We start from the raw sequence: 14,839 nt of genomic DNA on the forward strand, positions 1-14,839 counted from the left end.
ATCAGCATGAGCCGGATGCGCACCCCTCGTGCGCACGCGGACATGACCTCATCGCGCGCGAGTACCCCGGGTGTTGCAGACCCGGGGAACCCGCGTGTCTGCACGCTCCCACGGGCCGATAAAAAGCGAATAAACATTCTCTATCCGGTGGCCGGTCCCGGTGCGAACAGCGTCGCCAGTGTCGGTGCGGGCAGCCCGGCGCGGCGGAAGATCTCGGCCGCGTCGGCGTGCTCGCGGGCGGCGGCCTCGTGATCGCCGCGGGCCGTGCGGGCGGTGGCGCGCAGGGACAGCGCTCGCGCCCGGTCGAGGGGATCGGCCGCCTTGCTCAGCAGTCGCAGGGCCTGGGTGGCCTCGCTTTCCGCGGCGGCGTCGTTCCCGGCGCGCAGGTGGATCTGGGCCAGCCGGGTGCGCGCCCAGCCCTCCCACAGGCGCACGCCATTGCGATGGGTCATGCGCACCGCGTCCTCGGCCAGTGCCAGCGCCAGCGCGTGGTCGCCGAGCATCGAACGGGTGGCGGCCAATTCGTGGGTGGCCCAGCCCAGCGCCACCGCGTTCGACGACTCCTGGGCCAGCGCGATGGCCCGCTCGGCCACCGCCACCGCCTCCGCGTACTGGCCGGATTCGCACAGCGTGCGGGTGGCCAGGGCCAGGATCCACGCCTCCAGCGACCGATCGTCGAGCGCGCGGGTCCAGGCGATGGCATTGGCGTAGTGCCGATGCGAGTCCTTGGTATTGCCGGTGCGCCGATCCGCCACCCCGAGCAGGATCTCGGCCAGCACCTGCAACCGGCGCTCGGCGTCGTCGGCGGGCTGCGAAATCGGTTGCAGGAACTCCAGACTCGCCTCCACCTCGCCCAGCCCGATCTGCATCATGGCGCCCAGCGCCACCCGCAACCGACGCGCGCTGGCGTGGTCACCGTCGCGGATCGCGGTGTCCAGCAGGGCCTTCAGGCCGTCGGCGAGCTCGCGGGCGCGGCTGCCGGTATCCATGAGCTCCGACATCACCCAGGCCAGATCGGCCGCCAGCGCCATCGCCCGCCCGCCGAGCCGGGCCGCCTGGCGGTGCAGCGCGATGATCACCGGCCGTTCGACATCGTTCCAGGACTGGCCTTCCGCCCCGCCGGCGAAGGTGTGACCCGGCACGGTGGTGGGCACCAGCAGCAGCGTGGTGTTGCTGTAATCCAGTGCGCCGAGCAGGTTCTTGGTGCTGGCCAGGTAGTAGTCCAGCAGCCGGATCACGATCTCCGATTCCCGTTCGCCGAGATCGCGGTTCGCGGCGGTCCCGGCCAGCCGGGCCGCGAACAGCCGCAGCAGGTCGTGGAAGCGGTAGCGGCCGGGCGCGGGCGTCTCCAGCAGGCTCAGATCCACCAGCGATTCGCACACCAGCTCGGCCCGCGCCACCGGCACGCCCAGCAGCGCCGCGGCCCCGTCGACTGGGAAGTCCGGCACATCGGCGCGGGCCAGCACGCGGAACGCCCTGGCCTGCTCGGTGTTCAGCTGCCCGTAGCCGAGGCGGAAAGCCGCCTCCAGGGTCAGGTCGCCGGTCTGCAGCACCTCGAGGCGCTGGCTCTCGTCGGCCAGCCGCTCGGCCAGCGAGGCGATGGTCCACTGCGGCCGCACCGCCAGCCGCGCGCCGACGATGCGCACCGCCAGCGGCAGGCAGGCGCACTGCTCGATCACCGCGTTGGCCGCATCCCGTTCGGCCGCAACGCGTTCGGCGCCCAGGATGCGGGTCAGCAACGTCATGGCCTCCTCGCGCTCCAGCACGTCGAGGCGGGTGCGCCGCACCGCGGGCAGTTCGGTGAGCGCGGAGCGGCTGGTGATCAGCACCGCGGTACCCGGCGTGCCGGGCAGCAGCTGCGCCACCTGGGCGCTGTCGCGGGCATTGTCGAGCACCACCAGAATCCGCTTGTCGCTCAACAGTGTTCGCAGGTGTGCGGCGCGATCGTCCACGGCGGGCGGAATATCGCCCTCGGCGACCCCGAGCCCGCGCAGGAATCCGCCCAGCGCGTCCCCGGGCGGGATCGGTTCGGGGTCGACGCCGCGCAGGTTCACATACAGCTGCCCGTCGGGGAACCGGTCGCGTACCTGATGGGCGATGTGCAGGGCGAGGGTGGTCTTGCCGACTCCGCCCATCCCGCCGACCGCCGAGATGGCCACCGCCGGTCCGTCGCCGGTGAGCTGGGCCGCGATCTCCTCCGCGACCCGGGACCGGCCGGTGAAATCGGCGATGTCGGGCGGCAATTGGGCCGGGGTGACCACCGCGCGGGCGGGCCGCACCACGGGCGCCAGCTCGGCGCGCAGGATTCGCGCGTGCACGTCACTGAGTTCCGGTCCGGGCTCCACGCCGACGCCCTCGACCAGGGCGCGGCGGGCGCGCCCGTATTCCTCGAGTGCCTCGGCCTGGCGGCCGGAGTGGTACAGCCCGGTCATGAGCAGTGCGCGGAAGCGTTCCCGCAGCGGATGCTCCTCGATGAGCGGCCCGAGTTCGGCGACCGCCTCGGCGCTGCGGCCGGTTTCGATATCGAGGGCGAGGCGGTCCTCGAGGATCGAGAGCCGCCACTGTTCGAGCCGGGCACGCTGCCGCTCGGCATAGGGCCCGGGCAGTCCGCCCAGCGCGGCGCCCCGCCAGCGGGCCAGCGCCGACTCCAGGGTGTCGCGGGCGCTGCCCGGATCCTCGTAGCGCAGCCGCTCGGCCGCGGCGATCTCGTCCTCGACGTCGTGAATATCGGTGCGCCCGGGCGGGAGTCGCAGGGCGTAGCCGTCGCCGATGGAGATCAGCAGGGTGGAGGGTCCGCGGTTGACGCGGTCGGGTTCCAGTTCGCGCCGGAGTTTGGCCACGTGGGTGCGCAGCGCGGGCACGGCGCGCAGCACCGGGTCCTCGCCCCAGATCCCCTCGACGAGCTCGGCGGCGGTGACCGCCTTGCCCTCGCGCAGGAGCAGTGCCGCCAGCACGGCACGCCGCTGTGGCGGACCCAGGTCCAGGGGCGTGTCCCCACGCCATGCGCGGACCTCGCCCAGTACGGCAAATCTCAGCAAACCGACCTCCCCGTTCGGGAGTCTAGAGGGGTCGAGACAGCGACGATTCGCCGACTATCCTGCACCGATTCACGCCTTCTCTAGGGGAATGGGTCCGTGGTCCGGACCGTCACCCATCCTGCGCGTCGCATCGGCCATTGGTGGGTCATTGGCCGCTTCCAAGCGGCGAGTCCGACTCTGATCGCGGGCGCCGCACCGAGACGGACGCCCCCGATCGTCTGGAGGCACCCCATGCGGCTGAAGTCCGCCACCGTCATCGCCGTGTGCGCCCTGGCCCTGGGGCTGGCCGCCTGCGAGGCGCGGCACGCGTCCACCGGTCCGGGCGGCGTCGGCACGCCGGCCTCGACCGTGGCACCCGCCGCCGACCAGCAGCGCGGGCACGGGCGCTTCGTCGCCACCACCGAGCACCTGACCAGCAGCGGCAAGGGCAGTGTCGGCTTCGACATCGACGTGCCGCAGGTACGGGTCGAGGGCGCGGGCGTGAACTGGTCCGCGGGACGGGAATTCAACGACGCCATGGTGCAGGGGCTGTGGACCTACGTCGACCAGCAGCAGGACCCCGCGGTGATCACCGACCCGAACAAGTCGAGCGCGGTCGAGCGCATCGGGACGCACGTGCTCAGCGGGGTGCTGTACCTGCGCGTCGACGTCCACGGCGCGCACCCGGAGGACCGGCTGTTCTCGCATGTCACGAATATCGATACCGCGCAGGAGATCACGCTCGCGAGCCTGTTCACCAACGAGCAGCAGGGGTTGAATGTGCTGGCGGCGCAGACGAAGACGCGGCTGACCCGCACCCGGGTCGCCGATGTCGTCCGGTTCGACGACGTCAAGGCCGCCGCCACCACCTTCGAGGTCTGGACCGCCACCCAGGCGGGCCTGCACGTGTACTTCCCGCAGGGGCAGATCGGGCCCGAGGCGGCCGGCGTCGTCGACGTCACCGTCCCGTGGTCGGACCTGAACGGCGTGCTGAAGCCGGGCATGCTCGCGGTCCTGTCGAGCTAGGCCGGTCCGGCCGGCCGCCACGCCGATCGAAACCGGACAGCCGGTCCTGCCTGCCACGTAACCTGTGGACGTGGCAATCGGTGACACGTCGCGCGGCGCGGCGCGGCCCGGAATCGCGCTGGCCACCGTCACCGCGGTCCTGTTCGTGACCTTCCTCGACACCACCGTGGTCTCCGTCGCGCTGGCCGACATCCGGTCGGAGCTCAGCACCGATGTCGTGCTGCTGCAGTGGGTCGTCAATGCGTACACCCTGGTCTTCGCGAGCCTCATGCTGGCGGCGGGATCCCTCGGCGACCGGTGGGGACGCAAGCGGGTCATGGTCGCCGGGTTGGCGATCTTCTGTGCGGGATCGGTGATTTCGGCGCTGGCGGCGAGCGTGCCGATGCTCATCGCCGGGCGAGCGGTCATGGGACTGGGTGCGGCCGCGTCCGAGCCGGGCACTCTGTCGGTGCTGCGGCAGATCTTCCCCGATCCCCGCGCCCGCGCCAAGGCGCTCGGGGTGTGGGCGGCGGTGTCCGGTCTCGCCCTGGCCGCCGGGCCGGTGCTCGGCGGCGTACTGGTCGGGTCGTACGGCTGGCGATCGATCTTCTGGTTCAATCTGATCCTCGGCGTGGTGGTGCTGGCCGCCGCGCTGCGGTATGTGCCCGAGAGCGCGGATCCGCAACCGGGGCAGCTGGATTGGCTCGGCTCGCTGCTCGGCGCGATCTTCCTCGGTGCGGTGATCTATGCCGCGATCAGCGGGGAGAACCGCGGATACGGCGCGCGCTCGGTGGTCGCGCTGTTCGTGCTGGGCGGGCTCGCGTTCCTCGCGTTCGTCGCCGTCGAGAACCGGGTTCGCAACCCCGTCTTCGACTTTCGCTATCTGCGGCTCCCGCCGGTGCGCAGCGCACTGTTCGTCGCCTTCGCGGTCTACTTCGGGGTCTTCTCGATCTTCTTCTTCACCGCGCTGTATCTGCAGGTGATGATCCACTACTCGGCCGGGCGGACCGCAGCGGTGTTCGCTCCGATGGCCGTGGCGCTCATGCTCGGAGCGGTGGCCGCCGGATTCTGGGTCGCACGTACCGACGCCCGCACGCCGATGTTCGTCGGCTGTGTCGTGGGTGCGGCGGGCATTCTGCTGACCCGGCACGCGCTGGACGGCACGGTGGAGTTCGCGCCGCTGGCCGCCACCCTGGCCGTCGCCGGTCTCGGGTTCGGCGTCGCCGTGGTGCCGCTCACCGCGGCGGTGTTGACCGGTGTACCCGCCGAGCATTCGGGCATGGCGGCCGCGGCCACCAACACCATGCGCCAGGTCGGGGCGGCCGTGGGCGTCGCGGTCCTCGGCTCGCTGGTCAACGGTTTTCTCACCGCCGATCTGCGGATCCGCCTCACCGAGCTGGGCCTGCCCGCCGACCTGCAACCCATCGCCATCGACGCGGTCGAACGGGGTCGCATCCCACCGGGCCTCGACCTGGCCACGGCCATCAAATACGCACCGCACGTCCACGAGGTCCTGCAGACGGCGACCGTCGCCTTCCGGCACGGACTCGATGTGGCGCTGGTGGTTTCGGCGCTGGCGATCCTGACTGCCGGGGCGTTCACCGCGCTCACCGGGCACGACGCCGACAGCGGTGGACGGGAACCCGGCACACGGTGCTCGGAGCAGTGACCCTGGCGCTGCCCGTCCTGAGCCTTGGCTTCTACGCGCTGATCGGGGCCGAGGTGATTCGCTTCCGCCCTGGATACAACGTGCGGCGATGGGCGACGGTGTTCCCGCTCGGTATGACCTCGGTCGCGGCGCTCTCGACCGGCGCCGGACTGTCGCTGTCCTGGGCGCGGACCCTCGGCCGTGAGCTGCTCGTGGTGGCGATCGTCGTCTGGCTGCTCGTCGCGGCGGAACTCGCCGCGACCCGCCGGCCCGGCCGTACCGAGCCCACTCAGCTCACCGGGGCGTCGGATCCCTGAGTGACGTTGTGCCGGATGGCGATCGGGAAAATCGATTGCGCCCGAGCCGATCCGCCCGGCACGATCGTCGGCATGTTCGCACAGTCCATCGCCGCATTCCCCGCAGTCGCGGGCGCGATGGCTGCTGCCCTGGTGGTCTTCGCATTCGACGGCGCACGACGCTGACCTTCTCCGGGACGTCCCGGGACCTCAGACGGGGAAGGTCGGCTCGCTGCTGAGGTCCCCTCGAAACCTTGACTCCCGGTTGGAGAACCGATCATGGCCAAGCAGGCCTATGTCCGCACCAAGCCGCACCTCAACATCGGCACCATGGGGCATGTCGACCACGGCAAGACCACACTGACCGCCGCCATCACCAAGGTGCTGGCCGAGCGCGGCGGCACCGCCTTCGTCCCGTTCGACCGCATCGACCGGGCGCCGGAGGAGATCGAGCGCGGCATCACCATCAATATCGCGCACGTCGAATATGAGACGGCCACACGGCATTACGCGCACGTGGACATGCCGGGGCATGCCGACTTCGTGAAGAACATGATCACCGGCGCGGCCCAGCTGGACGGGGCCATCCTGGTGGTGTCGGCGGACGACGGTGTCATGCCGCAGACCGCCGAGCACGTGCTGCTGGCCCGGCAGGTGGGCGTCGAGCACATCGTGGTCGCGCTCAACAAGGCCGACATCGCCGACGGCGAGCTGCTGGAGCTGATCGAACTCGAGGTGCGAGAGCTGTTGTCCGCCAACGGTTACGACGGCGACGGCGCTCCCGTGGTGCCGGTGTCGGGGCTGCGGGCGCTGCAGGGTGACGAGCACTGGTCGGTGCAGCTGCTGCGCCTGCTCGACGCTGTCGACGACTATGTGCCGATGCCGGTGCGCTACCTCGACGCGCCGTTCCTCATGCCGGTGGAGAACGTGCTCACCATCACCGGTCGCGGCACCGTCGTGACCGGTGCGGTGGAGCGCGGGCGCGTCCAGGCGGGCGACCGCGTCGCGGTGCTCGGCTTCGGCGGCACGATCGAGTCGGTGGTCACCAGCCTCGAAACCTTCGGCCGGACCATGGAATCGGCCGAGGCGGGCGACAATGTGGCGCTGCTGCTGCGCGGCGTGCAACGCGGTCAGGTGGCGCGCGGCCAGGTGGTCGCGGCGGTCGGCAGTATCGCGGTGCACACCGGGTTCACCGCGCGGGTGCGGCTGCTGACGGCGTCCCAGGGTGGTCGGCGCACGCCGATCGTCACCGGATACCGGCCGCAGTTCTTCGTCCGCACCGGTGACGTCTCCGGTCAGGTGGCGGTGCCGGAGGGTCGCGCGATGCCGGGCGAGACCGTCGAGGTGGCGGTCACGCTCGACCGCGCCATCCCGCTGGAGCCTGGGCTCGGCTTCGCGGTCCGTGAGGGCAACCTGACGGTCGCCGCGGGGACGGTCCTCACCGTCGACGGCTAGCGGCGAACGGATCCCGGCCACCCAGTGTGGCCGGGATTCTCTCATCCGGCGTGCGAATCGTCCTCGACGATGGGGTCCACCGAGGTCTCGGTCGCCGAGGCGTTCATCGACAAATGCGTTCTCGAGCTGAACGCCGGTCGGCTCACGCCGGCCGATGCGGCCAAGGCCAAACTGTGGGCTTCGGAGATGGAATTCCGGTGCATCGATCGGTGTCAGCAGCTGTTCGGTGGGTATGGGTACATGCGCGAGTATCCGATCGCGCGTGCGGCGGCTGATGCGCGTATTACTCGCGTGTATGGCGGCACCTCCGAGATCATGCGCGAGATAATCGGCCGCGACCTGCATCTGACCGATCGGTTTCGGGGTGGGAATTAGCGAATTATAGTGCGATACTGGACAATTCGGATTCCTTTGCACGATCTTCGGACGCTGGGGGTGTGGACTGGGGCGAGCAGATATCTTTATCTCTTTGGTTCTCGGCGTCTTTGATTCTTATCGTTTGAGCCCTTGGGCGGTTGCGATCAGCCGCTCCATCGCGGTGCGGGGCAGGATGCGGCGAATTGCGAACATCAGCGGGGCATTGCTTCCTACCGCATAGAGCGGCTTCGGCCGGTCCGAGTCGGCTGCTGCCACAATGGTTTCCGCGACTTTCTCGGGCGGGATGCCCTTGCTCATCTGACTGTCGAGCTTGGCCATGAACTTGGTGAACTCTGCGGTGTGCGGAGAGCCTTCGGCGATGTACTTCATCCGTCGCTCGCTCAGGCCGGTGTCGATCTGGCCGGGTTCCACGGTGGTGGTCCAGACTCCGTACGGCGACTCTTCGAAACGGGCGGCGGTCGCGAATCCGCGCAGTGCCGCCTTGGTCGCCACGTACGAGGAGCGGTAGGGCATCGGAAAACTGCCCAGCATGGAACCGACCATGACAACCCGCCCGTAGCCTCGCTCGCGCATCCCGGGCAGCACCGCCTGTGTCAGCGATACCGCACCGAACACGTTGAGCTGGAACAGCCTTTCGATCGCTTCCCGGGGCAGTTCGGCGAGCGGTCCGGCCTGGCTCTCTCCGGCATTGTTGATCAGTATGTCGATTGCGCCGAGTTCGGTGGTGAAGCGGTCGATCGAGGCGAGGTCGGTGATGTCCAGTGCGCGGTATTCGACTCCGGCCACGCGGTCGGCTGCGGCGATGGAGTCGGGGTTGCGGCTGGTGCCGATCACCTTGTGGCCGCGGGCCGCGAAGGCAGCGGCGGTGGCCTTGCCGATGCCGGAGGACGCGCCGGTGACCACCACGGTACGGGTCGTGTTGCTGCTCATGCGGCAGACGTTATCGGGCTCGGCGGGACTCCGGCCAGGTGGTGGGTCGGTGTTGCATCCGGATGTCGGGCCATGAGCGCAGGACCTCGGTGCAGAGGGCCTGGCGGTGCTCCGCAGCCGTCTCGCTGGTAACCGACCGGATGCCGAGCCAAATGCCGATGCCGAAGGCGGATGCCGCCAGCGCGGGAATTAGCAGGATGGCGGTGAAGCTCATGGTGGGCAGGCCTCGATTGCTGGTCGTCGTCCGGACCGGATGTCGATGAATCGCACGGGGGCACCGGCTGTTACGTGACGAATCGCGTGTCGACCGAAACGCATCATGTGTCGCATTCGAATCTGTCGGTTGCGCCACACCGGACGGTCTCTCGTTGATATGTTTCGCCAACCCGATGGGGAACAGACATTTGGTCGGGAGTAGTCGAAGAGGACGACGCGTACATGTTCGACTGGGATCTAGTCAGGAACACCTCCGGCGTGCACATCGTGGCGCGGCTCGCAGAGGAACGGGGGATGCCGGTGGGGGAGTGCCTGGCCGGCACGGGAGTTCCGCCCGAGGCGGTGATCGATCGATACGCGGAAGTGTCCGCGCGGCAGGAACTTACGGTGGTGCGCAATCTGCTCGCCCGATTCGGGGACGAATCGGGGCTGGGCGTGGAGGCAGGGCTCCGCTATCGCGTCTCGCTGCATGGACCGTGGGGGCTGGCGCTGCTGGCCAGCCGCACGCTGCGGGACGCCGTGCAGGTTGCCCTGCACTGCGTGGAGCCGGCCTTCGCCTTCGGGCGGTTGAGCTTCGAGGAGGCGGACGGCGAAGGGCGGCTGCGGTTCGATGATTGGGAGTTTCCCGAGGAGGTCCGCGCCTTTCTGGGCGAGCGGGTCATGACCGGTGTCCAGGTGATCGCCCGGGAATTGTTCTCCGTGGGAGTTCCGGTGCGGCGCTTGAGTTTCCGGCACGGCGCGCCCGCCGATACCACGCGATATCGGTCGGTCTTCGGGGTGGAGCCGGACTTCGGCGCGGCCGGCACCGAGCTCGCGTTCGACGCCGCCCACCTGGATGTGGCGCTGCCGCAGGCCAACGAGTGGGCGCGCAGTCGGTGCGAGCAGATGTGCCGGGACCTGCTGGCCCGCCGCCACGCTCGTACCGGCGTCGCGGGCGCGGTGCGGGATCTGCTGATCCGCACTCCGGGGGTGCTTCCGGATCAGTCGGCGGTGGCGGCCGAGATGTATGTCAGTGCGCGCACGCTGTCGCGGCGGCTCCACGAGGAGGGCACCTCCTTCCGCACACTGCTCGACGAGGTACGGCAGGCGCTGTCGGAGGAACTGCTCGACCGGACCGACATGACCACCGAGCAGGTGGCGGGGCGGCTGGGCTACGCCGAGGCCGCCTCGTTCATCCGGGCCTTCCGGCGGTGGCAGGGTTGTCCGCCGCAGGAGTATCGCGCGCGCGGGAGGATGCCCGAGCTGGTGTAGCCGCGCCGCTCGGTGTCAGTGCTGCGCGGTCAGGAAGGTGCCCGCGTGCAGCGTGGTGCCGAAACCGGGCGCGAACTCGCCGTACTCGTAGACCAGGTGGCCGCCGACCACGGTGGCGGCCACCGCACGGTCATTGCGGTTGACCATGCGCTGCAGGCCCGCGACGCCGGGGAACGGCGCCTCGGCGTAGGCGCTGCTGGAGCCGTCGAAACCGGCGGGGTCGATGACGGCGATATCGGCGCGGGCGCCGACTCGCAGGTGACCGGCGTCCAGGCCGTACCAGTCCGCCAACTCGCCCGTGACTCGGTGGATCGCGGTCTCGAGCGGCAGGAATCCGCGCTGGTGCACGCGTTCGAGCAGGCGCAGCCCGAAGTTGTAGAAGGCCATATTGCGCAGGTGCGCACCGGAATCGGCGAAACCCACCTGCATCATGGGCGAGCGCTGCAGCCGGTCCAGGACCTCCTCACGGTCATTGGCGATGACCGTGCGCCACCGGAGCTTCGGGCCGTGGGTGACCGCCAGATCCAGCAGGGCGTCGGCCGGATGGATGCCGCGTTCGTCGGCTACCGCGCCGAAGGACTTGCCGACGGCCTCGGGCTCGGGGCAGGACACGATCACCGCGTCGTACAGATCGCGATTCCACACGCGTGGGCCGTACTTCTTGGCCAGATCCTTGCGGAAATCGCGGCGATAGGATTCGTCTGCCAGTAGTTCGCCGCGCTTCATGACATCGCGGATATTGAGTGCGGCGACCCCGGAACCGAACTCCTCGAACACCACCAGATCCACGCCGTCGGCATACACCTCGAACGGGACCGGCAGATGCTGCCACCGGAAGCGTGCTCCGCCAACGGTATTCACGATCCAGGCCGCGGTGGTGGCGGCACGGGCGACGGTACGGTCGGCCTTGACGTCCATGCCGGCGATGAGGGTGGTCTTGAGCGGCTTGCGGAACCGGCCCGCGCTCTCCGCGAAGTAGCGGGCGATCTCGGCGCGAGCGGTGAGGTTGGGCGTGCTCTGATGCACGCGGCCGCGGCGGCGCAGGATCGTATTGAGGGCGCGGTACTCCCGCCAGGTGGCATACGTGGACGGCAGCTGCCGGGTGGGGAATCGGACGCCCTCCAGCTTGGAGAACGAGCTTCGAATCGTGGACAGACCCAGGAATCCGGCGTCGAGGGCGTCGTCGAGCATGGCGCACATGCGGGTCAGCTCGGCCTCCGTCGGACGTGCCGCGGCGTCCACCGCGCGGGGCAGGCCCATCACCGTGACGCGCATATCCGAATGTCCCAGGAACGCAGCGATATTCGCGCCGAGCGGGCGGTCGGCGATGGTCTTCGCGTAGGAGTGCGGGCCGTCCCAGTCCTTGTGCTCCTCGACGGCCGAATGCACCGCGTCCCACGGTAGCGCCTCGACGCGAGCGAACAGGTCGGCGCAGTCCTCGGCCTCGGAATACACGGTGGACAGCGAGCAGTTCCCGAGCACGACCGAGGTGACCCCGTGCCGGACCGATTCTCCCAATCCGGGATTCCCGAGCACCTCGGCGTCGTAGTGGGTGTGCACATCGAGCATGCCCGGTATCACCCAGCTGCCGATGACGTCGACCGTGCGCTCCCCGTCCGGAATCTCGCCACCGATGACCGTGACCTTGCCGTCGGTCACCCCGACATCCGCGCGGACCGGCGGCTTCCCGGTGCCGTCGAACACCGTGCCACCGCGTATCACCAAGTCGCACCGAGCCATCGCCATCACCCTGTTCCTCAGCTCGCCGTTGAGGGTTTTTTACAGGCTATAACCGAAATGTGCGGTTGGTCACGGTTCATTGCGGCGGAAAAATTATCGTCGCGGCCCACGTCACAGGACCACGGCCCGGGAATGTCCATCGCGTCCCAGGTCGCGGCGCTCCATGACGTCACGCCGGAGATCGAATCGGATTCCGGCGGAATGGTTTTCATCCTCATCTTAGCGATCGGCGAACGGCGCTCAGTGAGGCGTGGGGCAGAACGGTTCGCATGATGCGGGTGGTGCCGGTGCCGGTGCCTGTGGTTCCTCGAAATGCGCGGAATTCACCAGCAGCAGAACTGCGATGGCGAATACGAGCACCGCGGTGCAACCGAACGCCACGAATCCCCAGTTGAGTCTCGGGAAGGTGATGACCTTGGTACCGTCTTCGACGACGAGGAAGAGCACCGTGGCATTCCCCGGCGATCGGGACAATTGGGACAAAACGGTGTGACGCCACCAGTTTCCAGTCATGGCAGCACTCGCCCCTTGCTGAATTCTGTTGGGATTCTGCTGTGAGTACAGCAATCTCCAGGCTACGCCCGAAAAATCGCCATAGCAATCTGCTATTTCACGATTTCCGCTCGGTCCCTGAGTAGTTCTGCGGTGGCGCGTACCCCGTCGCCCGGTGAGTATGAAAACCATTGCCGGACTATCCATGTGGGAGAGCCATGAACACCGACGCACGACGGCCCACAGGGCTGGGCAAACGAGCCTGGCTGACAACGCAGCTGGTCCGGCGCATTCTCCGCACGCTGGCGTGGTCGAACTTCGTCCACGTCACCGTGATCGGCCGCGACCGGATCCCGAAAACCGGCCCGGCCATCATCGCGAGCAACCACATCTCGATGCTCGACGCGGTTTTCCTCTGGGGAGCGCTCCGCCGCCGCGCCATCGCCATTGCCATGGCCGAACTGTGGTCCTGGCCGGTTATCGGCTGGCTCGTCCGCCGACTGGGCCAGATTCCCGTCATTCGCCGCGACTCCGACTCCGGCCGCGATGCCATGGCCCAAGCGGAGCAAATTCTCCACCACGGCGGTGTGCTCATCATCTACCCGGAAGGCCGCCTGGTTCCGCCCGGCGACCACGAACCCTACAAACCCGGCGTAGCCAATCTGGCCTTGACAAGTGGCGTCCCCATCATCCCGGTAGCCACCACCGGCACCGACAATGTCCTCCCCATCCGCCGCGCCGCCACCCCCGCCCGCCCCTTCAATCGCCGCCACCCGGTAACCATCCACTTCGGCGCGCCCATCAACCCCGCCGACTTCGACAATCCCGAAAAACTCCTGGACCACCTCCGCCACCAGATCGAATCTCTCCAAACCCCTTGACTCCGGCTGAGGTCGCCGCGTGAATGTGCAAGTAATCCCAGGCCGACTGCTCCAAGCACCGACACCCGGGCGACCAGGATTGCCGCGCCTTCGGTGAATTCATCGGTCCCCGAGGTGAACTCGCGTGCTACGCGTTCGGCCGGCCGGTTGGAGCCGACCCGCACGACGGGAGCCCGTTCTTTCGGTCACCATTGGCGCCGCGGATACTCTCTCGCGCCTGACCGGCAGCACAGCCGCAACCGTCGACGGCCCCGTCGGGCACCGCTACCACGCGATCGACGAGGACCCGTCTCTGATGGATGTCCTGAACCTCGAGCCGGGCTCCACTCGGGAAGAGCGCGGCTACGGGAGTATCGCGTCGGCTTCTATTTCGACCAGGAGTTCCGGGTCGATCAGCTGGGAGATTTGGAGCATGGTGGCGGCGGGGCGGATGTGCGCGAAGACTTCGCCGTGGGCCTTGCCCACTTCTTCCCAGCGGGAGATGTCGGTGACATAGATTCGGGTGCGGATGACGTTTTCGAGGGAGGCGCCGACTTCGGTGAGGGCGGCGGCAATTCGGCGGAGAGCCTCGCGGGTTTGTTCGGCGATATCGTCGCCGCCCACGGGCGGGCCGTCGGGGGTGGCGGCGGTGGTGCCGGCCACCACGATCCATTGGCCGACGCGGACCGCGCGCGAATAGCCGACGATCGGCTCCCATTGGGCACCTGAGGAAACAAGCTGTCGAACGGTCATCGTCCTATTCTGCACACTGCCGGGAGTGTTCAGCAGCCCGGAGCTACCTCCGCGCTACAGGCCGACGCCGTGGCGGAAGTGGTGCGTCCTCGGTCGGGCAGGGCCTGGCACAGGGCTTCGAGTGCGGGGCCGAAACCATGGCCGGAGGGGGTGCCGTAGCCGATGACCAGACCGTCGCGGTGCGGCATGGAGGCGGCGGGGTGACGATAGCGGCACAGGCCGTCGAGGGCCAGACCGCGGCGGCGGGGCGGCATGCAGGGTGGAATCCTCTGTGCCGTCCGGCAATTCGAGGACGGCGTGCAGTCCGGCGGCGATGCCGCTGACCCGCATCTCGCGAGAACACTTGGCGGACAGGACATTGTCGATCAGTGAATCAGGGAGCGCCATCCAGCCCAGCCGCAGCGCGGGGGACAGGCTCTTGCTGACCGAACCCAGGTAGACGATCCGATCGGGGTCCAGTCCCCGCAGTGCGCCGACCGGCTGCCGGTCGTAACGGAACTCGCCGTCGTAGTCGTCCTCCAGCAGCACCGCACCGGACGCGCGTATCCAATCCAGCACGGCCGCCCGGCGTTCCGGATGCAGCGGGCCGCCCGTGGGGTACTGGTGTGCCGGGGTATCGCCCTGGGCGCGCTGGCGGGCGGCATCGCGGTCGACCACGCGGGCCCGCTCAGCCTGCTCTGGCTCGAGGGAGGTTCGATCCTGGCCGCCGTGTCGATCCTCGGCCGAGCCCGGACTACCTGGCACGCCACCACCTAGCCGGTCCGGTCTCCCCGATCGCGGTGGACGGCTCGAGGGGTG

The 14,839-nt window shown here is 68.8% G+C and carries 13 protein-coding genes and 2 pseudogenes; 9 read left to right on the forward strand and 6 right to left on the reverse strand.

Annotation, left to right across the window (positions count from 1 at the left end; translation table 11 throughout):
• Nucleotides 1–140 precede the first annotated feature (140 nt).
• On the reverse strand, nt 141–3,038 hold the full coding sequence (locus tag ABZV44_RS35500) for a BTAD domain-containing putative transcriptional regulator (RefSeq protein ID WP_354846333.1): 2,898 nt from the start codon (nt 3,036–3,038) through the stop codon (nt 141–143).
• 231 nt (nt 3,039–3,269) lie between these two features.
• Between ABZV44_RS35500 and ABZV44_RS35505 the strand changes: the two genes are divergently transcribed.
• The 6 genes and pseudogenes from ABZV44_RS35505 to ABZV44_RS35530 form a co-directional block, all read left to right on the forward strand.
• Nucleotides 3,270–4,043, forward strand: a complete 774-nt coding sequence (locus ABZV44_RS35505; RefSeq protein ID WP_354846335.1) for an RsiV family protein — start codon at nt 3,270–3,272, stop codon at nt 4,041–4,043.
• Between the two features lie 70 nt (nt 4,044–4,113).
• A complete protein-coding gene (locus tag ABZV44_RS35510) occupies nt 4,114–5,691 on the forward strand; it encodes an MFS transporter (RefSeq protein ID WP_354846338.1) in 1,578 nt (525 codons plus the stop codon).
• On the forward strand, nt 5,676–5,987 hold the full coding sequence (locus tag ABZV44_RS35515) for a hypothetical protein (protein ID WP_354846341.1): 312 nt from the start codon (nt 5,676–5,678) through the stop codon (nt 5,985–5,987). Before ABZV44_RS35510 ends, ABZV44_RS35515 begins: the two co-directional genes overlap by 16 nt.
• Nucleotides 5,988–6,002: 15 nt before the next feature.
• Nucleotides 6,003–6,152 (forward strand): hypothetical protein, encoded by a 150-nt coding sequence (locus ABZV44_RS35520; RefSeq protein WP_354846344.1) that lies wholly within the window; start codon nt 6,003–6,005, stop codon nt 6,150–6,152.
• A 93-nt stretch (nt 6,153–6,245) separates the two neighbouring features.
• Entirely contained in the window at nt 6,246–7,421 is a 1,176-nt protein-coding gene (tuf, locus tag ABZV44_RS35525) for an elongation factor Tu (RefSeq protein WP_354846347.1), read from the forward strand.
• A gap of 75 nt (nt 7,422–7,496) precedes the next feature.
• Nucleotides 7,497–7,796: pseudogene (locus ABZV44_RS35530) on the forward strand (acyl-CoA dehydrogenase family protein); the annotation flags it as partial.
• A 117-nt stretch (nt 7,797–7,913) separates the two neighbouring features.
• On the opposite strand, the gene ABZV44_RS35535 reads toward ABZV44_RS35530, so the two are convergent.
• Nucleotides 7,914–8,729, reverse strand: coding sequence for an SDR family oxidoreductase (locus ABZV44_RS35535; RefSeq protein ID WP_354846350.1), 816 nt, complete (start codon nt 8,727–8,729; stop codon nt 7,914–7,916).
• A gap of 438 nt (nt 8,730–9,167) precedes the next feature.
• Between ABZV44_RS35535 and ABZV44_RS35540 the strand changes: the two genes are divergently transcribed.
• A complete protein-coding gene (locus ABZV44_RS35540; RefSeq protein ID WP_354846352.1) occupies nt 9,168–10,196 on the forward strand; it encodes an AraC family transcriptional regulator in 1,029 nt (342 codons plus the stop codon).
• Between the two features lie 15 nt (nt 10,197–10,211).
• Here ABZV44_RS35540 and ABZV44_RS35545 read toward each other — a convergent pair whose 3' ends face one another.
• Together ABZV44_RS35545 and ABZV44_RS35550 are read right to left on the reverse strand one after the other, a co-directional pair.
• Nucleotides 10,212–11,936 carry an amidohydrolase family protein gene (locus ABZV44_RS35545; protein ID WP_354846528.1) on the reverse strand — a complete coding sequence of 575 codons (1,725 nt, stop codon included), beginning with the start codon at nt 11,934–11,936 and terminating at the stop codon, nt 10,212–10,214.
• A 240-nt stretch (nt 11,937–12,176) separates the two neighbouring features.
• Complete coding sequence (locus tag ABZV44_RS35550; RefSeq protein ID WP_354846355.1) at nt 12,177–12,620, reverse strand: hypothetical protein; 444 nt, start codon at nt 12,618–12,620, stop codon at nt 12,177–12,179.
• A gap of 26 nt (nt 12,621–12,646) precedes the next feature.
• Between ABZV44_RS35550 and ABZV44_RS35555 the strand changes: the two genes are divergently transcribed.
• On the forward strand, nt 12,647–13,309 hold the full coding sequence (locus tag ABZV44_RS35555; protein WP_354846357.1) for a lysophospholipid acyltransferase family protein: 663 nt from the start codon (nt 12,647–12,649) through the stop codon (nt 13,307–13,309).
• 342 nt (nt 13,310–13,651) lie between these two features.
• Here ABZV44_RS35555 and ABZV44_RS35560 read toward each other — a convergent pair whose 3' ends face one another.
• Nucleotides 13,652–14,041, reverse strand: coding sequence for a RidA family protein (locus ABZV44_RS35560; RefSeq protein WP_354846360.1), 390 nt, complete (start codon nt 14,039–14,041; stop codon nt 13,652–13,654).
• 29 nt (nt 14,042–14,070) lie between these two features.
• Nucleotides 14,071–14,656, reverse strand: a pseudogene (locus tag ABZV44_RS35565) (PLP-dependent aminotransferase family protein); the annotation flags it as partial.
• On the opposite strand from ABZV44_RS35565, the gene ABZV44_RS35570 reads away from it, so the two are divergent.
• Nucleotides 14,618–14,797 carry a hypothetical protein gene (locus ABZV44_RS35570; RefSeq protein ID WP_354846539.1) on the forward strand — a complete coding sequence of 60 codons (180 nt, stop codon included), beginning with the start codon at nt 14,618–14,620 and terminating at the stop codon, nt 14,795–14,797. The pseudogene ABZV44_RS35565 and the gene ABZV44_RS35570 sit on opposite strands and share 39 nt — an antisense overlap.
• Nucleotides 14,798–14,839: the final 42 nt, after the last annotated feature.

Source organism: Nocardia sp. NPDC004860 (assembly GCF_040609015.1).
Taxonomy (GTDB): domain Bacteria; phylum Actinomycetota; class Actinomycetes; order Mycobacteriales; family Mycobacteriaceae; genus Nocardia.